This is a genomic window from Kocuria dechangensis, assembly GCF_014636775.1.
GTDB lineage: Bacteria > Actinomycetota > Actinomycetes > Actinomycetales > Micrococcaceae > Kocuria > Kocuria dechangensis.
On the sequence record NZ_BMEQ01000009.1, the window covers coordinates 26,031 to 52,526 of the forward strand.

20 protein-coding genes and 2 tRNA genes are annotated in these 26,496 nt (G+C 74.7%); 13 read left to right on the top strand and 9 right to left on the bottom strand.

Annotation, left to right across the window (positions count from 1 at the left end; translation table 11 throughout):
* Nucleotides 1–171: 171 nt before the first annotated feature.
* Nucleotides 172–1,176 (bottom strand): NAD(P)-dependent oxidoreductase, encoded by a 1,005-nt coding sequence (locus IEW07_RS09970; protein ID WP_308738224.1) that lies wholly within the window; start codon nt 1,174–1,176, stop codon nt 172–174.
* A 210-nt stretch (nt 1,177–1,386) separates the two neighbouring features.
* On the opposite strand from IEW07_RS09970, the gene IEW07_RS09975 reads away from it, so the two are divergent.
* Nucleotides 1,387–1,462, top strand: a tRNA-Lys gene (locus IEW07_RS09975).
* A 288-nt stretch (nt 1,463–1,750) separates the two neighbouring features.
* Here the strand turns inward: IEW07_RS09975 and IEW07_RS09980 are convergent.
* The gene (locus IEW07_RS09980) at nt 1,751–2,287 is read right to left on the bottom strand and encodes a MarR family winged helix-turn-helix transcriptional regulator (RefSeq protein ID WP_188536778.1); all 537 of its coding nucleotides are present in this window, start codon (nt 2,285–2,287) and stop codon (nt 1,751–1,753) included.
* 271 nt (nt 2,288–2,558) lie between these two features.
* Between IEW07_RS09980 and bcp the strand changes: the two genes are divergently transcribed.
* From bcp to IEW07_RS10015, 7 genes are all read left to right on the top strand, one after another.
* Nucleotides 2,559–3,032: a thioredoxin-dependent thiol peroxidase gene (bcp, locus tag IEW07_RS09985; protein WP_188536780.1), complete on the top strand. Its 474-nt coding sequence runs from the start codon at nt 2,559–2,561 to the stop codon at nt 3,030–3,032.
* A gap of 35 nt (nt 3,033–3,067) precedes the next feature.
* A tRNA-Leu gene (locus IEW07_RS09990) sits at nt 3,068–3,154 on the top strand.
* Nucleotides 3,155–3,213: 59 nt separating this feature from the next.
* Nucleotides 3,214–4,827 carry an ABC transporter substrate-binding protein gene (locus IEW07_RS09995; protein WP_188536782.1) on the top strand — a complete coding sequence of 538 codons (1,614 nt, stop codon included), beginning with the start codon at nt 3,214–3,216 and terminating at the stop codon, nt 4,825–4,827.
* A gap of 137 nt (nt 4,828–4,964) precedes the next feature.
* Complete coding sequence (locus IEW07_RS10000; RefSeq protein ID WP_188536784.1) at nt 4,965–6,449, top strand: malate:quinone oxidoreductase; 1,485 nt, start codon at nt 4,965–4,967, stop codon at nt 6,447–6,449.
* 279 nt (nt 6,450–6,728) lie between these two features.
* On the top strand, nt 6,729–9,893 hold the full coding sequence (locus IEW07_RS10005) for an efflux RND transporter permease subunit (RefSeq protein WP_188536786.1): 3,165 nt from the start codon (nt 6,729–6,731) through the stop codon (nt 9,891–9,893).
* A gap of 80 nt (nt 9,894–9,973) precedes the next feature.
* On the top strand, nt 9,974–11,122 hold the full coding sequence (locus tag IEW07_RS10010; protein ID WP_188536788.1) for an LLM class flavin-dependent oxidoreductase: 1,149 nt from the start codon (nt 9,974–9,976) through the stop codon (nt 11,120–11,122).
* 263 nt (nt 11,123–11,385) lie between these two features.
* Nucleotides 11,386–11,820, top strand: a complete 435-nt coding sequence (locus IEW07_RS10015; RefSeq protein ID WP_188536790.1) for a MarR family winged helix-turn-helix transcriptional regulator — start codon at nt 11,386–11,388, stop codon at nt 11,818–11,820.
* A 30-nt stretch (nt 11,821–11,850) separates the two neighbouring features.
* Here IEW07_RS10015 and IEW07_RS20970 read toward each other — a convergent pair whose 3' ends face one another.
* Nucleotides 11,851–12,675 carry a transglutaminase-like domain-containing protein gene (locus IEW07_RS20970; RefSeq protein ID WP_229741730.1) on the bottom strand — a complete coding sequence of 275 codons (825 nt, stop codon included), beginning with the start codon at nt 12,673–12,675 and terminating at the stop codon, nt 11,851–11,853.
* 225 nt (nt 12,676–12,900) lie between these two features.
* Between IEW07_RS20970 and IEW07_RS10025 the strand changes: the two genes are divergently transcribed.
* Genes IEW07_RS10025 through IEW07_RS10040 form a run of 4 tightly spaced genes read left to right on the top strand, consistent with a single transcriptional unit; the run spans nt 12,901 to nt 16,778 of the window.
* Nucleotides 12,901–14,052 carry a YihY/virulence factor BrkB family protein gene (locus IEW07_RS10025; RefSeq protein WP_229741731.1) on the top strand — a complete coding sequence of 384 codons (1,152 nt, stop codon included), beginning with the start codon at nt 12,901–12,903 and terminating at the stop codon, nt 14,050–14,052.
* A 23-nt stretch (nt 14,053–14,075) separates the two neighbouring features.
* On the top strand, nt 14,076–14,840 hold the full coding sequence (locus tag IEW07_RS10030) for an alpha/beta fold hydrolase (protein WP_188536792.1): 765 nt from the start codon (nt 14,076–14,078) through the stop codon (nt 14,838–14,840).
* A gap of 58 nt (nt 14,841–14,898) precedes the next feature.
* Nucleotides 14,899–16,026: an S-(hydroxymethyl)mycothiol dehydrogenase gene (locus tag IEW07_RS10035; RefSeq protein WP_188536793.1), complete on the top strand. Its 1,128-nt coding sequence runs from the start codon at nt 14,899–14,901 to the stop codon at nt 16,024–16,026.
* Nucleotides 16,023–16,778: an MBL fold metallo-hydrolase gene (locus IEW07_RS10040; RefSeq protein ID WP_188536795.1), complete on the top strand. Its 756-nt coding sequence runs from the start codon at nt 16,023–16,025 to the stop codon at nt 16,776–16,778. Before IEW07_RS10035 ends, IEW07_RS10040 begins: the two co-directional genes overlap by 4 nt.
* Before the next feature lie 115 nt (nt 16,779–16,893).
* On the opposite strand, the gene IEW07_RS10045 is transcribed toward IEW07_RS10040, so the two are convergent.
* Genes IEW07_RS10045 through IEW07_RS10060 form a run of 4 tightly spaced genes read right to left on the bottom strand, consistent with a single transcriptional unit; the run spans nt 16,894 to nt 23,601 of the window.
* Nucleotides 16,894–18,198: a hypothetical protein gene (locus tag IEW07_RS10045; protein WP_188536797.1), complete on the bottom strand. Its 1,305-nt coding sequence runs from the start codon at nt 18,196–18,198 to the stop codon at nt 16,894–16,896.
* A 59-nt stretch (nt 18,199–18,257) separates the two neighbouring features.
* Complete coding sequence (locus tag IEW07_RS10050; protein WP_188536799.1) at nt 18,258–21,422, bottom strand: AAA family ATPase; 3,165 nt, start codon at nt 21,420–21,422, stop codon at nt 18,258–18,260.
* Nucleotides 21,419–22,585 (bottom strand): exonuclease SbcCD subunit D, encoded by a 1,167-nt coding sequence (locus IEW07_RS10055; RefSeq protein ID WP_188536801.1) that lies wholly within the window; start codon nt 22,583–22,585, stop codon nt 21,419–21,421. The genes IEW07_RS10050 and IEW07_RS10055 overlap by 4 nt, the downstream gene beginning before the upstream one ends.
* Before the next feature lie 44 nt (nt 22,586–22,629).
* A complete protein-coding gene (locus tag IEW07_RS10060; RefSeq protein ID WP_188536803.1) occupies nt 22,630–23,601 on the bottom strand; it encodes an MIP/aquaporin family protein in 972 nt (323 codons plus the stop codon).
* Between the two features lie 212 nt (nt 23,602–23,813).
* Between IEW07_RS10060 and IEW07_RS10065 the strand changes: the two genes are divergently transcribed.
* On the top strand, nt 23,814–24,980 hold the full coding sequence (locus tag IEW07_RS10065; RefSeq protein ID WP_188536805.1) for an ADP-ribosylglycohydrolase family protein: 1,167 nt from the start codon (nt 23,814–23,816) through the stop codon (nt 24,978–24,980).
* Here the strand turns inward: IEW07_RS10065 and IEW07_RS10070 are convergent.
* Both IEW07_RS10070 and IEW07_RS10075 read right to left on the bottom strand, forming a co-directional pair.
* Complete coding sequence (locus IEW07_RS10070; protein ID WP_229741732.1) at nt 24,949–25,587, bottom strand: 3'-5' exonuclease; 639 nt, start codon at nt 25,585–25,587, stop codon at nt 24,949–24,951. The two genes, IEW07_RS10065 and IEW07_RS10070, sit on opposite strands and share 32 nt — an antisense overlap.
* A gap of 23 nt (nt 25,588–25,610) precedes the next feature.
* Entirely contained in the window at nt 25,611–26,477 is an 867-nt protein-coding gene (locus IEW07_RS10075) for a phosphotransferase family protein (protein ID WP_188536807.1), read from the bottom strand.
* Nucleotides 26,478–26,496: the final 19 nt, after the last annotated feature.

A 26,496-nucleotide genomic window follows, 5' to 3' on the forward strand; every position in this document is an offset into this window, starting at 1 on the left:
CCCGTGCGCTCGACCGATGCGCCGGCTCAGGCCCCGCGTCCGACGAGGACGCGTACCGTGAGCTGGACGACACCGTGGCTGAGCTGCATGGCTCCATCGTCCGCCGCCCGCCCCGGTGTGTCAATTGTCGGACATCCCGTCCCACATCGTGAGACACCCCACACTCGCGGGCTAGGCAGGCTCGGGCGGGAAGGCCAGACGGCCCTCCTGCTGGAGGAAGAGCGGCCGCTCCCCCGCGGCCAGCCGGGTCAGCTGCTCCACCAGCAGCCGGCGCACGCGCGGCTCGTAGGAGGTGCACGAGCCGCCGGTGTGCGGGGTGACGATCGCCCCGGGCGCGCGGTAGAGGGGGTGGTCCGCGGGCAGCGGCTCGGGCTCGACGACGTCGAGCGCGCAGCGCAGCCGGCCGGACACGACCTCGTCCGTCAGCGCGGCGGTGTCCACCACGCGACCGCGGCCCACGTTGACGACGAGCGCGTCGTCGGGCAGCCGGGACAGCAGCGCGGCGTCGACCAGCCCGTCCGTGCCGCCGCTGGAGGGCAGCGCCACCACCAGGACGTCGGTGCGGGGCAGCAGCTCGGGCAGCTCGTCGACGCCGTGCACCCGGCCGCGGTCGTCGGTGCGGGCCCGCGAGGCCACGCGGGTGGTCTCGACCTCGAAGGGCACGAGGCGGTCCACCACGGCGGAGCCGATCTCCCCCACCCCGAGGACGAGCACGCGGCTGTCGGCCAGCGTGCGGGTGCTGAAGCGGCGGTAGACGCCCGCGTGCTGCTGCAGGACGGCACGGTCGATCTCGCGCTGGGCGGCGATCATCAGCCCGAGCGCCAGCTCCGCGGTGCCGGCGGCGTGCACCCACCCCGCGGTGGTGAGGGCGAGGTCCGGGCCGATGGCTGCCGGGACGCCGTCGAAGCCCGTGCTCTGCAGCTGCACCAGCCGCAGCCGGGACGCCGAGGGCAGGGCGCGGAGCCAGGGGCCGCCGAAGTACGGGGCCACCGCGACGTCGATCTCGTCCGCCCGGGCGCCGACCGGCTCCCCCACCATGTCCCAGAGGACGTAGCGGAAGCCGGGGACGCGGGCGGCGACGTGGTCGAGCAGCTCCTGCTCGGGGAGGGAGACGACGCGCAGCTCCGAGAGCGGGACCTGGGGGTCGGCGGGCGCAGGGGTCTGTGCTGGGGCCATGTCCGCCATCGTAGACGCCGCCCGCCCGCCGGGGGACGCCGGCGGCACGGGGGGCGTGGGGGCCGAGCGGGTGCCGGGTGGGGGCCGAGTGGACAAGGCCGTACGAGGTGGTAGAGTACTTTCTCGTTGCGAGGCGAGGAACGGCGCGAGCCGACCGGCGCGATTCGGCCCCGGGGCCGGTTCCGTGCTAGTGTTCTTGCCGCACGACATGCACCTCTAGCTCAATTGGCAGAGCAATTGACTCTTAATCAATGGGTTCTCGGTTCGAGTCCGAGGGGGTGCACCACACAGGAGGGCCCCGTCCGCGGCAGCGCGGACGGGGCCCTCCGTCGTGCCCGGAACATTCGTCGCGCCCGGGCCCTTCGTCCCGTTCAGGCGGTCCCGTCGCGCCCGTGCGGTCGGGCGCCCCTGGACCCACGGGGTTCCGGGCGCGAAAAAACCCGGGGCGGCGATCCGCCCCGGGTGGCACTCGCCCGCCCCGGCCACGGGGCCCGCCGGGCGCGCGCAGCGTCCCCGGCGCACCCGGACGCCCTCCTCGCACCTGGGACCCCAGGTGCACGGAGCACGCCCGGGCTCAGGCGGTCGGGTCCGACTGCGCCACGGCCTCGGCGGTCTCGCGGACGTCGGCCGCGGACGTGGCGTCCGGCGAGCCGGCGTCGGTCACGGTGCCGTCGGGCTCCACGCGCAGCTTCCAGCGGGCACCGCCCAGGGTCGTGATGATGTCGGCGAGGGTCCGGCGCAGGGCCTCGTCGGTGAGGAGGCCGTCGCCCACCAGCTCGTCCTCGAGCTGGGTGGCGGCCTCGAGCACACGCCGGCCCTCGGGCGTGATCGACACGAGGTGGCTGCGCCGGTCCCGGACGTTCTTGGAGCGCGTGACGTGACCGTGCAGCTCGAGCCGGTGCAGGGTCTTGCCCATGGTCTGGGCCTGCACCCGGACCTTGTGGGCCAGCTGGGCCTGCGTCATGCTCCCGGCCGTCCTGAGCACGTCGAGGGCCATGACCCCCGCGTGGGTGACCCCCAGGGTGGCGAGCCGCTCGTTCCACGCGTGCTCCACGAGCCGCGCCGCGGTGGAGAGCAGTCGGTTTGTCGGCCATTGAGTGGTGAAAGGCATGCAAAGCAGTCTACCGACCTCACGGACGGAAATCAGCATCAAGGTAAGTAAACTTATGAGCTTTCCTCTCCGCGTGAACACGCGGTGACCTGGTTCTCCCCCGGCGCCGGCCAGGAGGAGCCCGCCGGAGGCCGCCTGCGGCCCGCCCCGGGGAGCCGTCCGGCCCGTCCACCAGCCGGCACGGGGGAACCGGCGGTAGGGTTCGTTGTTCGGACCCAGACCCGGCCGAGCATCCCTGGCCGGGCACCCCACGGACAACGGAGGACCACCCATGGCCGCACGTCTCGAGCCGGGCCAGCAGGCCCCGGACTTCACCCTGCCCGACGCCTCGGGCCGGCCCGTCTCCCTCTCCGACCTGCGCGGGCGCCGCGTGGTCGTCTACTTCTACCCCAAGGCGGAGACCCCCGGGTGCACCACCCAGGCCTGCGACTTCCGGGACAGCCTGGACCGGTTCGCCGCCGAGGGCTTCGCCGTGCTGGGCATCTCCCCGGACGGCCCCGAGGCGCTGGCGAAGTTCACCGAGAACCAGTCGCTGACCTTCCCGCTGCTCTCCGACGCCGACCACGCCGTGGCCGAGGCGTACGGCGCCTGGGGCGAGAAGAAGAACTACGGCAGGACGTACGAGGGCGTGATCCGCTCCACCGTGGTGGTGGACCCGGACGGCGCCGTCGAGCTCGCGCAGTACAACGTCAAGGCCACGGGCCACGTGGCGAAGCTCCGCCGCGACCTCGGCCTGGAGGGCTGAGGATAGGATGGGCGGGGGCCCGCAGGGCCCCTTCGGCGCGAGTGGTGGAACTGGCAGACACGCAGGATTTAGGTTCCTGTGCCCTGACCGGCGTGCGGGTTCGAGTCCCGCCTCGCGCACCACGTCCCCGGGCACGGGCCCGGGGACCCCAGCACAGATCCTGCGAGGCAGCGAAGGACCCATGGCGCCCAGGCGAACCCCCCGCACCGCGGCTGCCCTCGTGCTCGTCGCGGGGCTCACGGCGCTGAGCGCGTGCTCCCCCGCACCGGAGGACGACCCCGACGACGCCGCCTCCCGCTCGGTGCCCACCCGCGAGTTCGTCTTCGCCAATGCCGCGGCGGCGCCGACGCTGGACCCAGCGGCCGCCGCCACCATGGAGACCTCCCGGATCGCCGCGCAGGTGCTCGAGGGCCTGGTCTCGGCCGACCCGTCGACCGGGGAGCCCGTCGCGGCGCTGGCGACGTCGTGGGAGGTGGCCGACGACGGCCTGTCCTACACCTTCCAGCTGCGCGAGGGCGTGCGCTTCCACGACGGCACCGACCTCGACGCGGCCGCCGTGTGCGCCAACTTCGAGCACTGGGCGGCCCCCGGCACGCCGCCCGGCGGGACCCGGACCCCCTTCGACACCGTCTTCCGCGCCGACGGGGCGGGCGGGACGTCGCTGTACGAGGGGTGCGCGGCGCCGTCGTCGTCCACGGTGGTCCTGAGCCTGTCCTCCGTGCACACGCCCCTCCTCCGGGCCCTCACCCAGCCGGCGTTCGGCATCGCGTCCCCGGCCTCCCTCGCCGCGGGCACGCAGGGCGAGCACCCCGTGGGGACCGGCCCGTTCCGCTACGTCTCCGGCGGCGGCGAGCGCGTCGTCCTGGAGGCCGACCCGGGCTACTGGGGCGAGCTCGGGGACATCGGGACCCTCGAGTTCCGCACCATCGCCGAGCCGGAGCTGCGCTACACGGCGCTGCGCCTGGGCCAGGTGGACGGCTACGACCAGGTGGGCCTGGACTCCTTCGCCCCGCTGGCCCGGCAGGGCGTGCAGGTGCTCCAGCGGGACCCCTACTCGGTGTCCTACCTCGGCATCAACCAGGACGTGGAGCCGCTCGACGACCCGGAGGTGCGGGCGGCGATCGCGGCGGCCGTGGACCGCGGGGCGATCGTGCGGGAGCACTACCCGGACGGGACGCGGGTCGCCGACCAGTTCCTGCCCGCGCGCTTCGCGATGGACGGCACGGACCTGCAGGTGCCCGCCTACGACCCCCAGCGGGCGCAGGAGCTGCTCGCGTCCTCCTCCTACGCCGGCGAGCCGCTGAAGTTCTACTACCCCCGGCACACGTCGCGGACCTACATGCAGGAGCCCGAGAAGGTCTACGCGGACATCAGCGCCCAGCTCGTGCGGGCGGGCTTCGTGATCGAGCCCGTCCCGGTGGACTGGTCCGACGGGTACGTGGAGAAGGTCCAGGACCCCGAGGGCGACCACGCCCTGCACCTGCTCGGCTGGAACGGCGGGTACCGGGACCCCGACTACTTCATGGCCCCCCTCTTCGGCTCGGCCAACGGGGAGCTGGGGATCGACGACGCCTCCCTGTTCGGGGTGGTCAACCGCGCCGCGGCGCTGCCCGACGGCGAGCAGCGCGCCGCGGCGTACGCGTCCATCAACAACCGGATCTCGCGGCTGCTGCCCGCCGTCCCGCTCGCGCACCCCGTCTCCGCCGTGGCGGTGGACGGCTCCGTGGCGTCCTTCCCCCTGACGTCCACGGGCTACGAGGAGTTCAACGAGGTGCGCCTGACGCCGGAGGGCTGACCGGGGCCGCGGCCGGAGGGACGGCCCGCTCCGCGGGCGCCCTGCACGCATTCGGGAATCGTCCGGGCGTGGCGATAGTCTGAACCCGACCATCACCGGCGCACCGGAGCGCCGGGCGTTCTACGGGAGCATCGACTGTGACATCACCTCAGACAACGGAATCGACCGACGTCCTCCTGATCGGCGGGGGCATCATGAGCGCCACGCTGGGCGTGTTCCTCAAGGAGCTCGAGCCGCAGTGGGACATCCTCCTCCTGGAGCGCCTGGACCAGGTCGGTGCGGAGAGCTCCAACGTCTGGAACAACGCCGGCACCGGCCACTCGGCGCTGTGCGAGCTGAACTACGCCCCCCAGGCCGCCGACGGCTCCGTGAGCGCCACCAAGGCCCTGAGCATCAACGAGCAGTTCCAGCTCTCGCGCCAGTTCTGGGCCTCGCTGGTCACCGAGGGCAAGCTGCAGGACCCGCGCAGCTTCATCAACCCCGTCCCGCACATGTCGCTGGTCTTCGGCGACGCGCACGCCGACTACCTGCGCCGCCGGTACGACGCGTTCAAGCCGCACAAGCTCTTCGAGCGCATGGAGCACAGCGAGGACCGCGAGACGATCGCCGAGTGGGCACCGCTGACCATGCACGGCCGCGGCGAGGGCCGCGTGGCGGCGTCCTGGTCCCCCGAGGGCACCGACGTCGACTTCGGGGAGCTCACCCGGCAGCAGGTGGCCCACCTGCAGGCCCAGGGCGGCACGGTCCGCTTCGGCCAGCAGGTCGTGGCCCTCGACCGGCAGAGCGACGGGAGCTGGCTGGCCAAGGTCAAGAACCGGATCAACGCCGAGGGCCACCGGCTGGTCCGCGCCAAGTTCGTCTTCGTGGGCGCCGGCGGCGGCGCCCTGCCGCTGCTGCAGAGGTCCGGCATCCCCGAGGCCAAGGGCTTCGGCGGCTTCCCGGTCTCCGGGCTGTGGCTGCGCAACAGCGACCAGGCGGTGGCCTCCCAGCACAACGCCAAGGTCTACGGCCAGGCCTCCGTGGGCGCCCCGCCCATGTCGGTCCCCCACCTGGACACCCGCTTCGAGCACGGCCGGCGCTCCCTGCTCTTCGGGCCCTACGGCGGGTTCAAGCCCAACTTCCTCAAGCAGGGCTCCTACCTGGACCTGCCGCTGTCGGTGCGCCCGCACAACATCTACCCGATGACCCGTGCCGGGCTGGCCAACCTCGACCTCGTGAAGTACCTGATCAGCGAGCTGGCCAAGTCCAAGAAGCAGCGCGTGGAGGCCCTCCAGGAGTTCTACCCGACCGCCGACGGCTCCCAGTGGGAGCTCGTGGAGGCCGGTCAGCGCGTGCAGGTCATGAAGCGGGACAAGGAGAAGGGCGGCGTGCTGCAGTTCGGCACCGAGCTCATCACCGCCGCCGACGGCTCCATCGCCGGGCTGCTCGGCGCCTCCCCCGGCGCCTCCACGGCCGTGCCGATCATGCTCAACCTGCTCGGCAAGGCCTTCCCGGCCCGGATGGCCGGCTGGGAGCCCCGGCTCAAGGAGCTCATCCCCTCCTACGGCACGACCCTCGACGACCACCCGCAGCTGGCGGACGAGGTCATCGGCCACACCGCACGGGTGCTCGGCATCAACTGACCCGCTCCCCCGGGCGGCCGCCGCGGCCGCCCGGGAGCAGCAGGTGCCCGACGGGGCCCGGACCGACCGGTCCGGGCCCCGTCGTCGTCCCGGGCCCCGTGGTCGTCCCGGGCCCCGTCGTCCCCGGGCTTCCGGGGACCCGCCGGGCCGGGGACCTGTCGGGGCGGGAGACTACGCTGAGGAGCGTCCGCGCCGCTCCTCTGCGGGGCGCCGCCGTCCTGCTCTCCGCCTTCTCTCCCACTATCTTCTCTCCCACTTCTTCTCTCCCAAGGAGCGCGAGTGTTCCACCTCGCCCGTGCCTCGATGGCCAACCGTGCCCTGATCGTGCTCATCACGCTGTTCGTGGCCCTCTTCGGCGTGTTCAGCATGCGGTCCATGAAGCAGGAGCTCATCCCTTCGCTCGAGATCCCCGCGATCAGCGTGGTCTCGGCGATGCCGGGGGCCTCCGCCGAGGTGGTCGACGAGCAGGTGGGCCGGCCGCTGGAGCGGGCGCTGAACATCGTGGAGGGGCTCGAGTCCTCGACGTCCACCTCCAGCAGCGGGCTCTCCAGCATCCGGCTCGGCTTCGAGTACGGCACCGACCTGGACCGGGCGCGCAACCAGGTGGAGCGGGCGATCTCCAACGTCCGCTCCCAGCTGCCGGACGACGTCGAGCCCGCCGCCTTCGCGGGCTCCGTCGCCGACTTCCCCATCGTCTTCCTCGCCGTGTCCTCCGACGAGCGGCTCAGCTCCCTCACGGCGGACCTCGAGCGCCTGACGGTCCCCGACCTGCAGGAGATCGACGGGGTGCGCTCGGCCGAGGTCAGCGGCGGCCCCGAGCAGGTCGTGTCGATCCTGCCGGACCGGGCGGCGCTCGCCCGGGCCGGCGCCACCCCCGCCGACATCCGCACGGCCCTCGAGGAGAGCGGCGGGCTCGTGCCCGTGGGCACCGTGGACGACGGCGCCACGACCCTCCCGGTCCAGGCCGGCTCCCCCCTGGACTCGCTCGAGGCCGTACGGAACGTGCCCCTGCCGCTCCCGGAGGACGCGCCCGACGGCGCCGCGCCGGTCACCGTGGGCGCGGTGGCCGCCGTGGAGCTCGCCGACCAGGAGCAGACCTCGATCACCCGCACCAACGGGGAGCCGACGCTCGCCGTGTCCGTCACGAAGACCCCGGACGGGGACACCGTGGGGATCTCCCACGCGGTCGAGGAGATGGTCCCGGAGCTGGAGGCCCAGCTGGGCAACGGGGCGCGGATCACCACCGTCTTCGACCAGGCGCCCTACATCGAGCAGTCGATCGAGGACCTCACCGTCGAGGGCCTGCTGGGGCTCGCGTTCGCCGTCCTCGTGATCCTGGTCTTCCTCGCCTCGATCCGCTCCACGCTCGTCACCGCGATCTCCATCCCGCTGTCCCTGCTCGCCACGTTCATCGGGATCAGCGCCCTGGGCTACTCCCTGAACCTCCTGACCCTGGCGGCCATCACCCTGTCCGTCGGCCGCGTGGTGGACGACTCGATCGTCGTGATCGAGAACATCAAGCGCCACTACGGGACGGTCGACCACCGCACGGACCCGGCCGGGGCCAAGCGGCGGGCCATCCTCACGGCGGTGCGCGAGGTCGCGGGGGCCATCACCGCCTCGACCCTCATCACCGTGGCGGTGTTCGTGCCCATCGCGTTCGTGGGCGACGTCACCGGCGAGCTGTTCCGGCCCTTCGCCCTGACCACCACCATCGCCCTGCTGTCCTCCCTGGTGGTCTCCCTGACGATCGTGCCCGTCCTCGCCTACTGGTTCCTGCGGGACCCGCGCCTGGCCCGCGCCCGGCGGGGCGCCGCGCCCGCCCCGCGCCCGGCGCCCTGGGACGGAGGAGCCGGGTCCCCCGCCACGCGACTGGAGGGGGGCTACCTGCCCGTCCTGCGCGGCACCCAGCGCCACCCCTGGGCGACGCTCGCGGTCAGCGTGCTGGTGCTGGGCGGGACCGCGGCCCTCCTGCCCGTGCTGCCCACGAACCTGCTGGGCGACACCGGCCAGAACACCATGACCGTGGAGCAGGACCTGCCCCCCGGGACCGCGCTGGCGGTGACCTCCGAGCAGGCCTCCCGCGCCGAGGAGGTGCTCTCCTGGACCGAGGGGATCGAGGACATCCAGGTCACCATGGGCCCCGGCGGCGGCTTCTCCGCGTTCCTGCCCGGCAGCGGCACCGACAGCGCCACCTTCTCGGTGACCACGGACGCCGGGGTCGACCAGGAGCAGCTGCGGGCCACGGTCCGCGAGCGCCTCGGCCGGCTGCAGGGCGCCGGCGAGTTCACGGTCCAGGGCGCCCAGGGCTTCACGAGCAGCGACGTCGAGGTCCTCGTCACCGCCCCCGACCAGGAGACGCTGGCCGCGGCCGACGAGGCCGTGGTCGCGGCGCTGCGGGGGATCGACTCCGCGGCCCAGGTGACGAGCAACCTCGCGGCCACCCAGCCGACCGTCGTCGTCACGATCGACCGTGCGGCCGCCGCCGCCCGGGGCCTCTCCGAGGAGGAGGTCACGGGGGCGCTCGCGGGCACCGTCAATCCCCTGCCCGCCGGGTCCATCGACCTGGACGCCAACTCGGTGGCCGTGACCGTGGGGGAGGGCCGCGCCGTCGAGGACGTCGAGACCCTGCGCGGGCTGCCGGTGCCCGCCGCCTCGGGGACGGTCCGCCTCGACGAGCTCGCCGAGGTCGAGGAGGCCCTGACCGTCGAGACCATCACGTCGAGCAACGACCGGCGCACCGCCACGGTGGCCGTGACCCCGGGCGGCGACGACCTGGGCGCCACGAGCGCCGCGGTCGAGGAGGCCCTCGACGGCCTGGACCTGCTGGAGGGCGCCTCCGCCGAGCTCGGGGGGGCGGCCACCGAGCAGGAGACCACCTTCCGGCAGCTGGGCCTGGCGGTCCTCGCCGCGATCGCGATCGTCTACGTGGTGCTCGTGGCCGCGTTCAAGTCCCTGGTCCAGCCGCTGATCCTGCTGGTGTCCATCCCGTTCGCCGCCACGGGCGCGGTGCTCGCGCTGCTGGCGTCCGGGGTGCCACTGGGCCTGGCGTCGCTGGTGGGCGTGCTGATGCTCGTGGGCATCGTGGTGACCAACGCGGTGGTGCTGATCGACCTCATCAACCAGTACCGGGGCCGGGCGCACGGCATGGCGCTGGAGGAGGCCATCGAGAAGGGCGCCGCCCGCCGTCTGCGACCCATCGTGATGACCGCTCTGGCCACCATCCTCGCCATGACCCCCATGGCCCTCGGGATCACGGGCCAGGGCAGCTTCATCTCGCAGCCGCTGGCCGTGGTGGTGATCGGCGGGCTGATCTCCTCGACCCTGCTGACGCTGGTGCTGGTGCCCGTGCTGTACCGGCTCGTGGAAGGTGGCAAGGAGCGGCGGGCCGTCCGGCGCGAGGAGCGGATCGCGGCGCTGACGGGCACCGGGAATAATGGTTGACGTGTCCATGTTCTTCTGACGAGCGCGGATCGGCGGACCCCCCGGGGCCGTCCCGCGACCGGACAACCTGAGGAGGACCCATGCAGATCGGCGTGTTCAGCGTCTCGGACATCACCCCGGACCCCACCACCGGCCGGACCCCGACCGAGCACGAGCGCATCAAGGCCCAGATCGCCATCGCCCGCAAGGTCGAGGAGATCGGGATGGACGTCTACGCGATCGGCGAGCACCACAACGAGCCGTTCTTCTCGTCCTCCCCCACCACCCTGCTCGGCGCGATCGCCGCGCAGACCGAGCGGATCATCCTCTCCACGGCCACGACCCTGATCACCACGAACGACCCGGTGAAGATCGCCGAGGACTTCGCGATGCTCCAGCACGTGGCGGACGGGCGCGTGGACCTGACCCTGGGCCGGGGCAACACCGGCCCCGTCTACCCGTGGTTCGGCAAGAAGCAGCAGGACTCCGTGAACCTGACCGTGGAGAACTACCACCTGCTGCGCCGGCTGTGGGACGAGGACGTCGTGGACTGGAAGGGCAGCTTCCGCACCCCGCTGCAGCACTTCACGTCCACCCCGCGCCCGCTCGACGGGGTGGCCCCGTTCGTGTGGCACGGCTCGATCCGCACCCCCCAGGTCGCGGAGATCGCCGCCTACTACGGCGACGGGTTCTTCGCCAACCACATCTTCTGGCCGCGGGAGCACTCCCAGCGGCTGATCGACCTGTACCGGGAGCGCTACGAGCACTACGGCCACGGCTCCGCCGACCAGGCGATCGTGGGCCTGGGCGGCCAGTTCTTCATGCGCCCCAGCTCCCAGGACGCGGTGCGCGAGTTCCGCCCCTACTTCGACAACGCCCCGGTCTACGGGCACGGCCCGTCCCTGGAGGACTTCACGGCCCAGACCCCCCTCACCGTGGGCTCGCCCCAGCAGGTCCTCGAGCGGACGCTGGGCTCCCAGGAGTTCTTCGGGGACTACCAGCGCCAGCTGTTCCTCATCGACCACGCGGGCCTGCCCCTGTCGACCGTCCTGGAGCAGCTGGACCTGTTCGGGGAGCACGTGCTGCCGGAGCTGCGGCGCGAGCTCGACGCCCGCCGGCCCGCGCACGTCCCGGACGGACCCGTCCACGCGGAGCGGGTCCGGGCGCGGCGCGAGGCCGCCGCCGCCGCCCCGCAGGAGGCCGCCGCCGCCGCCCCGCAGGAGGCCGGCGCCGTCCCCGCCGCCCGATGACGGCTGTGTGACCGGAGCGGCTCGTGCGCTCTTTCGTGGACGTTCCCGATAGGGAACGCATGGGGGGGCGCTCGAGGTCCCGGCGGCGTCCCGGAGGCCGCCGGGGACGTCGGCGCAGGTCATCGGCAAAACGGCTGGTCGGGACCCCTCCACGCCCTTTTCGGGGGCGTGGAGGGACCCCCGAAGGGGGGACACCAGGGCCCGTTCGAATTATGAAACGCAGTCGTAGCATGAGTTTTGTGTCCAGCAGAGAATCGGATCGCGTGCAGACGAGCACCGACGCCTGGGAGGCCCTGTACAGGGCCCAGGTGACGGTGATGCGGAGGCTGCAGCGGCAACCAGAGTTCGCGGAACTGTCCGCGCGCGAGTACGACGTGCTCTTCAACCTGTCCCGGGCGGACGAGGCGGGGATGCGGCTCAACGAGCTCAACGAGTATGTGCTGTTGACGCAGTCCAGCCTCAGCAGGATGCTCGAGCGCCTCGAGCTCAAGGGCCTCGTGCACCGGTGGCAGGACCCGCAAGACCTGCGGGGGCTGCGGATCCGGCTCACGGAGCAGGGCCACGCGATGCAGGCCCAGATCGCCGAGCAGTTCCGGCTGCACGTCCACGAGCTGATGTCCGCGGGCCTCGACCCGGACGAGCTGCTCATCCTCACCCGGCTGGCCGACCGGCTGCGGGAGGCCGTCAACGAGCTCTGAGCCCGTCCGCCGGTCCCGCCGCGACGGCGGTCACAGCGGCAGGACGATCCGGGCCCGGGGGTCCTCGACGGCCTGCGCAGAGGACTCCGCGCGCACCCGCATCTCCCCCAGCGTGATCCGCCCGCCGAGGGTGGTCATGAACGCCGTGCCGGACGCGTCCGCGCCGGTGGCGATCCGCACGAACTCGGAGCGCGGGGCCAGCCCGGTGGCGTCGAGGACGTACCACGCCCCCTCGTGCCAGGCCTCGACCACGGCGTGGAAGTCCATGGGGTCGAGCCCCGGCGCGTACACCGAGACCAGCCGGGCGGGGACGGCGAGGGCCCGCAGCAGCGTGATGACCAGGTGGGCGTAGTCCCGGCACACGCCCTGGCGCGCCAGGTAGGTGTGCACGGCGGTGTCCGTGCCCGTCGAGGACCCGGGCACGTAGTCCAGGTGCTCGTGCACCCAGTCCCGCACCTGCTGCAGCGTCCCGTACCCGCCGGCCCCGCCGCGCGCGCCGGGGAAGAGCGCCTCCGCGGCGCCGGCCATCTCGTCGAACGGGCAGTAGCGGCTGGGCCGGGTGTAGCGCACCCGGTCGACCGCCTCCGCGGGGGGCGCCGCGCCGGGCCGGCCCTCCACCTCCAGCGCGTAGGACACGGAGCACTCCGTGCCCCCCGGCACGCGGGCCAGGTGCACCCGGGTGCCGTGCAGGTCCACCGTCTCCTCCAGGGGCGCCTCCCGGCCGTCCACGAGCAGTCGCAGCACCTCCCCCTCCGGCACGGTCCCACCGGACCGGGCCGCGGCCAGGGAGAACACGGCGAGGTGGTCGGTCTCGGCGGTGAAGTCCACCCGGGCGGAGACGGTGCGCGTGGTCAAGGAGGGCCTCTCGGACGGAAGTCGGGCGGACGTCGGACGGACGCCCGGCAGAAGTCGGACGGAGGGGGACGGACCGGGCCGGCCCTGACCGGACCGCTGGTCCGCCGGTCCATTGTCGCTCACGGCGGAGGTTCATCAGTACACTGATGCACGAGACATCCCCCACACGCCCCGCCGGACGGAGTCCCGCGCACCGCAGCCGGCGGCCGAGCCGAAGGACGCAGCATGGCCCAGGACACGACCCAGGACAGCCGGTCCAAGGAGCAGACTGCTCCGGACCCCGAGGACCCCCGCAAGCCCGGCAGCCCCACCGACCTGACCAAGCCCTCCTGGGGCTACGTCTTCAAGCGGGCGCTGTCGGAGTTCTCGAAGGACGACTGCACGGATCTCGCCGCGTCGCTGACGTACTTCGCGGTGCTCTCGCTCTTCCCCGCCCTGCTGGCGATCGTCTCCCTGCTCGGCGTGTTCGGCCAGGGCGAGGCCACGACCCGGGCGATCACCGACTTCCTCGACCAGTACGCTCCCGCCGAGCTGGTGACGCTGCTGGAGAACCCCATCAACAACCTCACCACCAGCACGGGCGCCGGGATCGCGCTGCTCACCGGTATCGTCGGTGCCCTGTGGACCGCCTCCGGGTACACCGGTGCGTTCGGCCGGGCCATGAACCGGATCTACGAGGTCGAGGAGGGCCGGCCCGTCTGGAAGCTGCGGCCCATGAACATCCTCGTGACCCTGATGCTGGTCCTCATCGTGGTGCTCATCATGCTCATGGTGCTGATCTCCGGCGGCATCGCCCAGTTCGTGGGCGACATCGTCGGTCTCGGCGACACCACCGTGACCGTGTGGAACATCGCCAAGTGGCCGGTCGTCGTGATCCTCGCGGTGGTCCTCATCGCCGTGCTCTACTACTTCACGCCCAACGTCAAGCAGCCCAAGTTCCGCTGGATCAGCATGGGCTCGATCGTCGCGCTGCTGGTCGCGGCCCTCGCCGCGGCCGCGTTCGTCTTCTACGTCAGCAACTTCGCCTCCTACAACGCCACCTACGGCATCATCGGCTCGGTCATCGTCCTCCTGCTCGGGCTGTGGATCATGAACAACGTGCTGCTGCTGGGCGCGGAGATCGACGCCGAGGTGGAGCGCAGCCGCCAGCTCCAGGGCGGGATCAAGGCCGAGAAGACCATCCAGCTCCCGCCGCGGGACACCCGCCAGGTCGACAAGAAGGAGGAGAAGTGGGACAAGCTCGTCGACCTCGGGCGCAAGCTGCGCCTCGGCCACGAGCACATCGACTACTCCTCCGGGGACTCGGGCCGGAACGGCACGAAGGAGGGGGCCGCGGCGTCCGGCCGGGGCACGGGCGACCCGACGCGCTCCTCCTGAGTTCGGGACCGGCGGACCCGCACATGGAGCTCCTCGAGCTCGGCGCGAACCGGAGCGGCGGACCCGTGGTGCTGATCCACGGGTTCGCCGCCTCGGCGTTCTCCGGATGGGTGCGCACGGGGTGGGCCGCGGCGCTGGAGCGCGGCGGATTCCGGCCCCTGGGCGTGGACCTGCCCGGGCACGGCCCGGGCCGCGACGGGGAGCTCGCCGGCACCGGCCGGGAGGCCCTCGTCGCCCGCCTCGGGGAGCTCGTGGCCGGTCTCGACGGCGGCGGGCCCGTCCCGCTCGTCGGGCACTCCCTCGGGGCGCAGCTGGCGTGGGCGGCCGCGGCCCGGGACTCCGGGATCGGGCCCCTCGTGCTCGGCGGGATCGGGACCCGGGACCGGCTCTCCGAGCTCGGCCGCGCCCTCGAGGGCGATCCCGCGGTCTCCCCCGCCGCCCGGGCGCTCGCCACCGCGCTCACGGACCGGGCCGCCCACGATCCCGGGACGGACGCGGGCCGGCGGGTCCGGGCGTGGGCGGAGTTCGCCCGGCGGGTCGGCGCGGACCCGTTCGACCCGGACGCCGCGGTGCCGCGGCAGCCCGCCCTGCTGTTCGCCGGGGCCGAAGACGCGTGGGCGGAGCCGGAGGAGCTGGCCCGGCGACGACGTGCCGTGGGCGCGCCCACGGAGGTGCTCGTGGTGCCGGACCGCGGCCACGTGGACGTGCTGACGGCCCGTGCCGCGCGGCAGGGGGCCGTGGCGTTCCTGCGGCGCGCGGCGGGGAGCCGTCAGGTGGACGTTCCCTAGACTGGGAAGCGGTGTTCCGCCACGGAACCGTCCCGCCGTCAGCAGAAAGGGTTTCCCCATGCACGAGGTCAGAGCCGTCGTCGTGAAGGCGAAGAACGCACCAGCAGTCGTCGAGACCATCCTCGTCCCGGACCCCGGGCCCGGGGAGGCCCTGGTGGAGGTGATCACCTGCGGGGTCTGCCAGACGGACCAGCACTACCAGGCCGGCGGGGTCGGGGAGGACTTCCCCTACCTGCTGGGCCACGAGGCCTCCGGGGTCGTGGCCGCCGTGGGCGAGGGCGTCACCGAGGTCGCCGTCGGGGACAAGGTGATCCTGAACTGGCGGGCGGTGTGCGGGCAGTGCCGGGCCTGTCAGAAGGGCCAGCCCTGGTACTGCTTCGACACCCACAACGCGACCCAGAGGATGACCCTTACCGATGGCACCCCGCTGTCCCCGGCGCTGGGCATCGGCGCGTTCGCGGAGAAGACTCTGGTCGCGGCCGGGCAGTGCACCAGGATCGAGGGCGAGCTTCAGGACCACCAGTACGCCGCCGTCGGTCTGCTGGGGTGCGGGGTGATGGCCGGGATCGGGGCGGTGCTCAACACCGCGGCCGTGCGGCGTGGGGAGTCGGTGGCGGTGATCGGCTGCGGCGGGGTCGGCACCGCCGCGATCGCCGGGGCCGCCCTGGCCGGGGCCACCACGGTCATCGCCGTGGACCTCGACGACGAGAAGCTGGCCACCGCCCGGAAGTTCGGGGCCACCCACACGGTCAACTCCCGCCAGGCCGACCCGGTGGCGGCGATCCGGGAGCTCACGCACGGGTTCGGGGCCGACGTGGTGGTCGACGCGGTGGGCATCGCCGCGACCTTCCGGCAGGCGTTCGAGGCGAGGGACCTGGCCGGGCGGATGGTGCTGGTGGGGGTCCCCGCCCCGGGGACGACCTGGGAGATCCCGCTGGACGAGGTGTTCGGCCGGGGCGGGGCGATCAAGTCCGCCTGGTACGGCGACACCCTGCCCAGCCGGGACTTCCCGATGCTGGTGGACCAGTACCGGCTGGGGCGGCTGGACCTGGACGGGTTCGTCTCCGAGCGGATCGGGATCGAGGACGTCGAGCCCGCGTTCGAGAAGATGAAGGCCGGGAAGGTCCTGCGCTCGGTCGTGGAGATCAACCCCGTGGAGACCACCCCCGTGGGGACCGGACGATGAGCGGCGAGGCCGGCGCCAACAGCCCGCACGAGGAGGACCACGCCCGCGACCGGGACCGGGAGCACCCCGAGCAGCCCGTCGTCGCGGGCACGACCCCCCGCACGGACGCCTCCGGGCGGGTCCGCGTGGACTCGTGCGTCACGCACGGCACGTTCTCGCTGGACGGGGGCACGTGGGAGGTCGACAACAACGTGTGGATCGTCGGCGACGACGACGAGTGCCTGATCATCGACCCGGCGCACGACCCGCAGGCGGTCGTGGAGGCCGTCGCGGGGCGCACCGTGCGCGCGATCCTGCTCACCCACGCCCACGACGACCACATCCGGGCCGTCAAGGAGGTCGCGGGCCAGGTGGGCGGGCGGATCCACCTGCACCCGGCCGACACGATGCTGTGGGAGCAGGTCTACCCGGCTACGCCGTTCGACGCGGAGCTCGCGGACGGCGACGAGTTCACCGTGGGCGGGGTGACGCTCACCGCGATGCACACCCCCGGTCACTCCCCCGGCTGCGTGTGCTTCCATGCCCCGGACCTGGGCGAGCACGGCGTGCTGTTCTCCGGGGACACCCTGTTCCAGGGCGGTCCCGGCGCCACGGGGCGCTCCTACAGCGACTTCGGCACGATCGTCGAGTCCATCCGCACCCGCCTGCTGAGCCTGCCGGAGCAGACGGAGGTGCTCACCGGCCACGGGGACGCCACCACGATCGGCGCGGAGAAGCCGCACCTTCAGGACTGGATCGACCGCGGCCACTGAGCCGCGTCCGCTCCTCCGCCGGCGCCCGCCGGGCCGGCCGCCACGGCCGCCCGGCGGGCGTCGCTCCGTCCGGGCCGCCGGCCGGTCCGGACTGCTGGCCGGTCCGGACCGCCGGTCAGTCCCGGACGGGCAGGGTGCGCCGCCACCGGTGGACGAAGCGCAGCGCCGCGGCGAGGCAGACGACCGCGGAGGCCACCGGGACCAGGGCCGCGGTCCGGTAGCCCAGCGACGCCCCCGACCACCCCGAGAGCACCAGCCCGACGGTCAGGCCGATGCTCATGGCCGACGTCATCACCGTGGTGAGCAGCGTGACCTGCGAGGAGGGCACGACCAGCCCGGCGATCTCGTACACGGCGACCAGGCACGGCCCGACGGTCAGGCCCGCGAGCGCCAGCACCAGCACCATCCCCGAGGACTCGTCGGGGATGGAGAGCAGCATGGCCGCCAGCACGGACGCGGCGGCGCAGGCGACCCAGCGGTTCCACAGCCGCACGACCCCGGCTCGCACCGACGCGAGCACGGCCGTGAGCGCGGAGGTGAGGCCGGTGACGGCGTAGAGCCAGCTGACGGAGACGACGGTGTCCACGGAGGACGCGAAGACGACGACCGAGCCCAGGATCGAGCCGAGCAGGGAGCCGGTCGCGGCCATGCCGATCACCGGCAGCACCTGCAGCGCCTGGAGCCGGCGCCGGTGCTGCCGCGCGGCCCGGGTGCGCTCGCGCGGGGCGCGCCGGAGGATGTGCACCAGGACCGGCGGCAGGCCCGCGGAGAAGTGCGTCAGGAAGATCGCGGTGCCGGCGACTGTCACGGCCGCGGAGAGGACGGGGACCGCGGCCGGGCCGAGGGTCACGGCGACGACGCCGGCGACCGTGGCCGCGGAGACCGTGGCCACGGACTCCATGACGCTCTCGTGGCGCAGCGCGGTGTCGAAGAGGTCCTCGTGGTGGGAGTGCGTCAGGATGGTCCGCCAGCGCAGACGGCACACCACGCCCATCTGGGGCTGCACGAGGCCCGCCAGCAGGCACGGGACGAGGAACCCCGCGTCCAGCTCCGCGCCGGGGGTCTGCGTCAGCACCCGCACGAGCCACCACACGGCCAGGGGATTGAGGATCCCGATCAGCAGGAGCCCCAGCTTGCGCCCGCGCCACGAGGCGGCCGCCCCCATCGCGAGCCCGCACACGGCCGAGCCCAGGGTCACCGCGCCGGCGCACAGCGTGCCGAGCGCCGGGGACCCGGAGGCCAGGCTCACGGCGGTGAGCACGCCCAGGGGCAGCAGCGTCTGGGGCAGCCGCACCAGCAGCGTGAGCACCGGGAAGAGGGCCCCGCTCACGGCCGCGAGCTGCCGGGAGTCGGCGAGCGGGGAACGGTCGACGGGCGCGGGGATCCACCCGAGGGGCTCGGGCGGGCGCGTGGTGGTCACGAGATCCTCCGGTTCCTCCCGGCGCTGGCAGGGTCCGCCCCCAGCCTAGCGGGGCCGGCTCAGACCGCGCTGCCCGCGGACGTCACGGCCAGCGTCGAGCCCCGCGGGGAGCGGCGGACCAGGATCTGGTGCGGGATCCGGGCCTTCATCTCCTGGACGTGGGAGACCAGCCCGATGACGCGCCCGCGCTCGCGCAGCCCGTCGATGGTGTCGAGGACCTCCTCGAGGGTCTCCTCGTCGAGGCTGCCGAACCCCTCGTCCACGAACAGGGTGTCGATCTCCACCCCGCCGGCCTGTGCCTGCACGACGTCGGCCAGCCCCAGGGCGAGGGCCAGCGACGCCATGAACGTCTCCCCGCCGGACAGGGACTCGGTCCCCCGCCGGGCGTTCGTCCAGGCGTCCTCGACCTGCAGGCCCAGCCCGGACTTCCGCCCGCCGTCCTTGGCGTCCGAGTGCACGATCCGGTACCTCCCGCCCGTCATCCGCTCGAGCCGGACGGCCGCGGCGGCCGCGACCTCCTCCAGCTGGGCGGCCAGCACGAAGGAGTTGAGCGTCATCCGCAGGGCGTTGTCGGAGGAGGTGCCGTTGGCGGTCTCGGCGAGCTCCCGCAGGGTGGCGGCGGCGGCCGAGGCCCTCGCCGTCGCGGCGTCGGCCGTCCCGGCCTCCTCGGCGAGCCGTGCCAGCCGCTCCCGGGCGGCCGTCAGGCCCGCGAGGCGGCCGGTGCTGGCGTCGCGCTGCGCGTGCAGGTCCGAGAGCTCGGTGCGCGCCCGGTCGAGCGCACCCGGGTCCGGGGCCGTCGCGCCGGCGGCCTCCTGCTCCAGCACGCCGGTGAGCTCGGCGGCCGCGAGCTGCGCGGCGACCCGCAGGGCGCGGCCCTCGAACTCCTCGACGTGCCGCTGCTGCTCCTGCGCCGTCCCGGGCTCGAGCAGGGCCCCGGCCAGGTCGGCCTCGTCCGCGAAGGACGAGTCCTGGAGCGCCGTGCGCAGCTGCGCCGCGGCGTCCCGGTCCGTCTCCTCCGCACGGGCGAGCGCGTCGTGCGCCTCCCCGAGGCGGGCCAGCGTGGCGACCAGGTGGGCGGCCGCCGCTTCCTTCCCGGGGAGGCCGGCGAACCCGCGGGCGTGCTCGGCGAGCTCCGCGGCGAGGGCGTCGTGCTGGGTCCGGGTCTGCTCGAGCGTGGCCGTGGCGGTGGAGCGGGCGACGTCGGCGTCGTGCAGGGCACGGGCCGTGCGGTCGCGCTCCGCCCGGAGCCGCTCCAGGCCCGCCTGCGCCTGCCCCAGCTGCCGGGCGGCGGACTCCGCGCCCTCGGCCTCCGCGGCGGCGGCCCGTGCGGCGTCCTGCGCGGCGGCGGGGTCGTCCGCGGCGCCGGCGGCGCGCAGCCGGGTCACGGCGTCGCGGGCGGTCCCGAGGGCGCGGCGGGCGGTCTCCGCGGCCTCGGCGGTCGTGTCCCGCCGGGCCAGCGCCGCGCGCAGCGCGTCCTCGGTGACCGTGCCGGCGCCGCCGGTGTCGGCGGGGGCGGGGTGCTCGGCGCTGCCGCACACGGGGCACGGCACGCCGTCCTCGAGCTCCGCCGCCAGCAGCCCGGCCGCCTCCTCGAAGCGTCGCTGCTGCAGCTGCTCGGCGTGCTGCGCGACGGACCGGCGCTCCCGCTCGGCCTCCTCGTAGCGGGCGAGCTCGTGGTCGTGGCGGGCGCCGGCGGCCGCCAGCTCGCGGGAGGCCTCCAGCACGCGCGCGGCCTCGTCCGCCCGGCGCCGCAGGTCGGGGGCGGCCGCGGCCCGCGGCCCGAGCTCCGCGCCCGTGCGCTCCAGCGCCGTGCGCTCGGCGTCCTGCCGGGCCGCCCGCGCGTCGAGCTCCGCCGCCTGCCGCACCATCGCGGCCTCCTCCTCGGTCAGGCGCTCGACCGCGTCCGCGAGCCCGGCCAGTTCGGCCTCGCGGCGGCGCACCGCGCGGACCCCGGCCAGGGCCTGGTCGGCGGCGGCCCGCAGGCCGGGGGCCGGCCGGTCCTCCCCCGCCAGCGCGGCCGCGGCCGCGTCCTCGTGCCCGGGGAGCAGAGCGGCGGGGGCCGTGCGGAGCAGCCCGTCGGCGGCGACGTCCGCCAGCGCCCGGGCGCGGAGCTCCCGTGCCCGGTCCAGCCCGTCCTGGGCACGGCGGCGGGCGTCCAGCACCACTCGCAGGGGCACGGCGGCCCGGTGCCGGTCGAGGGCCTTGCGCCGCTCCTCCGCCTCGGAACGGCCGGCGGCGAGCTCGGTCTCCTCCCGGCGCAGCTCGGCGAGCCGCCGCCACAGCCGCAGCTGCTCCTGGAAGTCGGCCGCGCGCCGTTCCACCTCGTGCAGGCGGGCGTCCAGGGCGGCGTGCAGCGCGCGGCCGCGCTCCTCGGCGTCGCGCGCTCGGGCCAGGACGGCGGCCACCGCGGCGGCGGCCCCGCCCTCACCGGCCCCTCCTTCACGGACGCCGAGCGCTCCGGCGCCGGCCGCTCCCGCGTCCGGCTCGTCCCCGGGGCTCTCCTCCGGGGCCTCCGCGGCGGCGGCCTCCCCGCCGGGGTCCAGGGACCGCACGGTCCCGAGCTCGCGCTCGGCGTCCCGCACGATCCGCGCGGACTCCGCGGCGGCGCTCTCCGCCGCCGCGCGGGCGGTGCGGGACCGGGCGACGAGCTCCTCCTGGACCCGCTCGTAGGAGGCCGTGCCGAAGAGCCGCTTGAGCACCGCCTCCCGGTCCGCGGAGCTGGCGCGCAGGAACTCGGCGAACTCCCCCTGCGGCAGCAGGATGACCTGGGTGAACTGCTCCTTGCTCAGCCCCACGACCTCCTTGACCAGCTCCCCGACGTCGTCGAGGCGGGTGGCCTTCGCCTCCCAGCCGCCGTCCGTGCCGCGCTCCTGGAGCAGTGCCTTCGGCTGGCGGACGGCCGTCCCGGAGGCGGCCCGCGTGGAGGGCGCCTCCCAGTACGGGGACCGCGTGAGGAGGAACCGCCTGCCGGCGGCGGTGAACTCGAGCTGCACCTCGGGGGCGGCCGTGGGCTCGGCGTGGTGGCTGCGCAGGGCGCGCGCGGCGCGCCCGCCCGGCACGGTGCCGTAGAGGGCGAAGCACAGGGCGTCGAGCACGCTCGTCTTGCCCGCGCCGGTGACGCCGTTGAGCAGGAACAGCCCCGCCTCGTTGAGGGGCTCGAAGTCGATGACCTCGTGCCCGGCGAAGGGCCCGAACGCGGTGATCTCCAGACGGTGCAGCCTCACTCGGGCACCTCCCCGGCGCGGACGTCCTCGACCACGGCGCCGAGCACGCGGGCCTCGTCCTCCGCCACGGGGCGGCCGCGGACGTGCTCGTAGAACGCGGCGCAGACCTCCAGCGGGCTCTCGGCACGGGCCACCCGGGCGGCGTAGGTGCGCTCCCGGTCCTCGGGCGCGTTGGCCGGCTCGAAGCGCAGCTCCAGGGTGCGCGGGAACCGGGCGCGCAGGGAGTCCATGGGGTGGGGCGGGCGGTGGTCGTCCTCGAGGACCACCTGGCACAGGGCGTCCTCGGCCCAGGCGTGGCGGGGGTCCTCCAGGAGCTCGGCGAGCGTGCCGCGCAGCCGGGCGAGGCGGTGGCCGTGGACGTGGTCCAGGGGCCGGACCTCCGGGGGTCCGCCGGGGACGAGGTCCACCAGCCACGCCCCCTTGGTCTGGCCCTCCTCGGAGAAGGAGTAGGCCACCGGCGAGCCGCTGTAGCGGACCGTGCCGGTCACGGTCTGGCGCCGGTGCAGGTGGCCGAGCGCGGCGTAGTCTGCCCCGGCGAAGACCGACGGCGGGACGGTGCCCAGCCCTCCCACGTTGAGGTCGCGCTCGGAGTCCGTCTCCGCGGCGCCCGAGGCGAACGTGTGGGCCAGGACGACGACGGCCACCGGGCCCTCGAGCTCCGCCCGGCGGCGCGCGGCGTCGGCGCGGACCCGGTCGAGGGCGGCGGCGGTCACGGAGGGGTGGTCGGGCGCGGCGTCCAGGGCCGCCGCGACAGCCCGGGGCTCGAGGTAGGGGACGCCGTAGACGAGCACCGTGCCGCCGGCGGGGTCGGGCAGCACGACGGGCCGGTCGACGTCCTCGACCCGGGTCCGCAGGTGCACCCCGCCGGGCTCGAGCAGGGGCCCGCCGAAGCCCAGCCGCACCGCGGAGTCGTGGTTGCCGCTGGTCAGCACGAGCTGCGCACCGGCCGCCCGCACGTCCGCGAGCGCCCGGCCCAGCAGCTCCACCACCTCCGCGCGGGGCTGGGCCTGGTCGTAGACGTCCCCGGGGACCAGGACGACGTCGACGGCGTGCTCCCGGACCCAGCCGACGATCTCGGCGAGCACCGCCCGCTGCACGTCGAGGGTGCCCTGCCCGTGGAAGGACCGGCCCAGGTGCCAGTCGGAGGTGTGGAGGAATCGCATGCGGTCAATCTAACGGCCCCGCCGGACACGACGGGGCCGCCGGCTCACGCGTGCCGGGACGGGGCGGCCGGGGCGTCGGCCGCGGGCGCGGTCCCGCGCTCGTCCGTGGGCTCGACCACGGGCTCGGCACCGCCCTCGTGCGTGGGCTCGTCCGCCGGCTCGGCCGGGGCGGCCGCCCGCGGACGGGACAGGCCCGCCGCGCGGTGCACGAGCCCGGCGACGAGCCCGCCCAGCAGCGGGGCGAGCCAGAACAGCCACAGCTGCGGCAGGTGGGAAGCCCCGGCGACCACGGCCGCGCCGGTCGAGCGGGCGGGGTTCAGCGATCCGCCGTCGAAGGGGGCGGTGATCGTCAGCAGGAAGGCGAAGGCCGCGCCGATGGCCGCGGGGGCGAGCACCGCGTTGGCCCGGGCCGAGGTGGAGCCGAGGACCACCAGCGCGAACAGGGCGGTGGCCACGAGCTCGACGAGCAGCACGGTGGTCCAGCCCGCCTGGGAGGCGGAGTTCTCCCCGTACCCGTTGGAGACGGCGCCGAGGACCTGCGCGGTCGTGGCGCCGTCGAGCAGCGTGCCGAGCACCGCCCACAGCACCCCGGCCGCGCACGCCGCGCCCAGGACCTGGGCCACCACGTACCCGGCGGCGTCCCTGGCGCCGGTGCGCCCGGCCACGACGGCGGCCAGCGTCACCGCCGGGTTGAAGTGGCCGCCGGAGACGTGGCCGAAGGCGACGATCGCGGCGAGCAGGCCCAGGCCGAAGCCGAGCGCCGAGTCGATGACCTCGGTGGCGAACATGCCGGTGCCCAGGCCCGCGAACACGAGCAGCGCGGTGCCCGCGAACTCGGCGGCCCAGCGGGCGGGGGCGCTCGGCGCGGCGCCGGTGGTGATGGTGGTGGCTGCATCCTTGCGGACGGCGACGGGCACGGGGGCCGCGAGGTCCCCGTCCCGTGCGGCATCGGGGCGGACGGGGGAGGCCGCGGGCGGGCCGCCGTCGTGGAGGGAGGTGGATCCGTGGTCGGTCATGGGTGCTCCTGGGGGGGTCGGGGGGATGTGCGGCGCGCGGGCGCCCTCCCCATGCCACCACGGCCGCCTGAAGGGGAGGTGAACGGCGGAGGTGAACGGCAGCGGTGAACGGCAGCGGTGAACAGCAGCGGTGAACAGCAGCGGTGAACAGCAGCGGTGAACAGCAGCGGTGAACAGCAGGCCCGGCCGGGCGGCCCGGATACACTGACCGCATGCCCGCACCCCTGCTCCAGCCCGACACCGGCCTCGACCCCTCCTGGCCGGAGTACGCCGACTCCGTGCGCGCCGCCCTGCTCGGCGGGGCGGTCGGGGACGCCGTGGGCTACCGCGTCGAGTTCGTCCGGCACCCCGAGCTCGCCGAGCGGTTCGGCGCCGACGGCCTGGCCGGCCTGGACACCGGGTCCGACGCCGTCCCCAGGGACGGGAACGGCGGGCCCGTGCCGGTGCTGCGGATCTCCGACGACACCCAGATGGCGCTCTACACCCTCGACGCGCTCCAGGAGGTCGTCGAGTGGGCCAACAACGGCCAGGCCGCGGACGAGACGGCGTGCCTGTGGCTGGCCTACCTCCGCTGGCTGGACACCCAGGGCGTGCCGCATCCGGCCGAGGCGCCCCGCCCGCTCCCCCGCTGGATCGACGCCCGCGAGGTGCTCCACGCCCGGCGGGAGCCCGGCAACGCCGTGCTCACCGCCCTGCGCAGCGGGCGCATGGGCGAGGTGGAGCGCCCGATCCTGCCGGATGCGAAGGGCTGCGGCACCGTGATGCGCTCGGCGCCGTTCGGCCTGCTGCCCCACGTGGGCTGGCGGACGCTGGCCCCGCTGGCCATCAACGGGGCCGCCCTGACCCACGGCCACCCCGAGGCGCAGTCCTCCGCCGCCGTCTACGGGTTCGTGGTGCACGCCGCGATCCGGGCCCGGCGGGAGGGCGTCGAGCGCCCGGTGGCCGCCGCCGTCGCGGCCGCCCGGGAGACCGCCGAGCACCTCACCCGGCCCGTGGCCGAGACCCTGGGCCTGCTCGACGCCGCCGTGCGCGCCGCCGGGACGGAGGCCCTCGCGCCGCAGGACCTCGCCCGGCTGCTCGGGGAGGGCTGGACCGCCCCGGAGGCCCTGGCGATCGGGCTCTACGCCGCCCTGCGCGCCGAGGAGGAGGACCCCGCGCCGCAGGATCCCGAGGCCGTCTTCCGGCGCGGCGTGGGACTGGCCGTCGCCCACGACGGCGACTCCGACTCGACGGGCACCGTGGCCGGCGCCGTCCTCGCGGCGGCCCTCGGCAGCGCGGCCGTCCCGCGGCGCTGGATCGAACTGCTGGACGCCCGCGACGTCGTGGAGGAGGCCGCCGAGCGGTGGCTCAGGGAAGTGGGGGCGGCGCCAGCCGCTTGACCGCCAGGCCCGATCCCCCGAGCAGCTCGTGCACCGTGGCCGTGCCGGCCCGGCGCACCAGGTCCACGACGATCCCGGCGCACGCGCGGGCGTCCTCCAGGGCGTCGTGGTGGCGGCGCAGCGGCACCCCCGCCGCCTCCGCGGCCCGGGGCAGCGCGTAGGAGGGCAGGTCGTAGCCGCGCCGGGCCAGGACCAGGCTGCAGGCGTAGGCCAGCGGGGCGTGGACGGTCCCCGTCTCGGCGCAGGCCGCGCGGATCACGCCCATGTCGAAGGCGGCGTTGTGCGCGACGACCAGCTCGTCCGGGTCCTCGGCGAGGATCCAGTCCTCGATCCGCGGCCACAGCTCGTCGAACACCGGGTGCCCGGCGACCGCCCGCTCCGTGATGCCGTGGATGCGCGTGTTCCCGGGGTCGAAGCCCGCGCGGGTGCGCGGCGGGCGCATCAGGGCCGAGCGCTCCTCGACGACGACGCCGTCCCGGACCCGCACCAGCCCCACCGCGCACGGGGAGCCGATGAAGCGGTTGGCGGTCTCGAAGTCGATGGCGGTGAAGTCCAGGGAGCGGGACGCGGTCACGGTGGGCGGTGCGGGGAGGGCTGGGAACGGCACCGCAACAGCCTACTGCGGCGCGCTCAGGCGTGCGCGCCGCGCAGGTTCGTCTCGATCCAGTCGTCGGCCCGGGCGATCGCCTGGTTGACCTGCGCGGTGTCGAGATCGTGGTGCAGCGCGTACGCGACGGCCTGCAGGGGGAAGGTCCGCGCGTGCAGCTGGGCCCGCTCGTACACGGACTCGGAGACCGCGGCCCGGAGGGTGTCCCAGCCGTACCACAGGCCCAGCGACGCGGCGTCGTGCGCGGGGTCGTAGAGGCACGCGTGGTCCCAGTCGATGATCCCCGTGAGCTCCTCGCCGTCCCAGAGCATGTTGTGGCCCATGAGGTCGCCGTGCACCAGGCTGGGCACCACGGTGGGCAGGGCGGCGAGCTCGCTCACGGCGCGCAGCGCGGCCTCCTGGTTGCGGGGCAGCAGGCGCGGGATGACCTCGTCGAGCAGCACGTGCCGGCGCCGGTGGCCGCCCCAGTGCTGGCCCGGCTTGTCGAGGAAGCGGGCGAACCCGGAGGCGTCCACCTCCGCCAGCTCGGTGAGCACCCGGTGCAGCACGGCCGGGTCCACATGGCCCGGCGGGTGCGGCAGGCCGGGCACCCAGGTGAGCCCGACGCCCGTGTACCCGTTCGTGACGACCACGCCGGTGAGCGGGCGCGGCGTGCCGAAGGAGAAGCGCGGGAGCCGGCGCAGCACCTCGGTGCGCCGGGCGACGTGGCCGCACACGGTCGGGTTCTTGGCGATCCGCACCGAGATCCGGTGCCCCACGTTCACGACGATGTGCGCCGAGCCGCCCGCGTGCACCTCCCACTCGCCGCGGTCCACGGCGATCCCCGCCTCGGCCAGGACGGCCTCGACGGCGCCGGCGAACGGCAGGTGGTGGGGTGACGACCAGGGCATGGGCTTCTTCTCGGCTCGA

Coding starts and splice junctions, on each gene's coding strand:
- IEW07_RS09970 (WP_308738224.1), bottom strand. CDS start 1,176: ATGGCCCCAGCACAGACCCCTGCGCCCGCCGACCCCCAGGTCCCGCTC.
- IEW07_RS09980 (WP_188536778.1), bottom strand. CDS start 2,287: ATGCCTTTCACCACTCAATGGCCGACAAACCGACTGCTCTCCACCGCG.
- bcp (WP_188536780.1), top strand. CDS start 2,559: ATGGCCGCACGTCTCGAGCCGGGCCAGCAGGCCCCGGACTTCACCCTG.
- IEW07_RS09995 (WP_188536782.1), top strand. CDS start 3,214: ATGGCGCCCAGGCGAACCCCCCGCACCGCGGCTGCCCTCGTGCTCGTC.
- IEW07_RS10010 (WP_188536788.1), top strand. CDS start 9,974: ATGCAGATCGGCGTGTTCAGCGTCTCGGACATCACCCCGGACCCCACC.
- IEW07_RS10025 (WP_229741731.1), top strand. CDS start 12,901: ATGGCCCAGGACACGACCCAGGACAGCCGGTCCAAGGAGCAGACTGCT.
- IEW07_RS10030 (WP_188536792.1), top strand. CDS start 14,076: ATGGAGCTCCTCGAGCTCGGCGCGAACCGGAGCGGCGGACCCGTGGTG.
- IEW07_RS10035 (WP_188536793.1), top strand. CDS start 14,899: ATGCACGAGGTCAGAGCCGTCGTCGTGAAGGCGAAGAACGCACCAGCA.
- IEW07_RS10040 (WP_188536795.1), top strand. CDS start 16,023: ATGAGCGGCGAGGCCGGCGCCAACAGCCCGCACGAGGAGGACCACGCC.
- IEW07_RS10055 (WP_188536801.1), bottom strand. CDS start 22,585: ATGCGATTCCTCCACACCTCCGACTGGCACCTGGGCCGGTCCTTCCAC.
- IEW07_RS10060 (WP_188536803.1), bottom strand. CDS start 23,601: ATGACCGACCACGGATCCACCTCCCTCCACGACGGCGGCCCGCCCGCG.
- IEW07_RS10065 (WP_188536805.1), top strand. CDS start 23,814: ATGCCCGCACCCCTGCTCCAGCCCGACACCGGCCTCGACCCCTCCTGG.
- IEW07_RS10075 (WP_188536807.1), bottom strand. CDS start 26,477: ATGCCCTGGTCGTCACCCCACCACCTGCCGTTCGCCGGCGCCGTCGAG.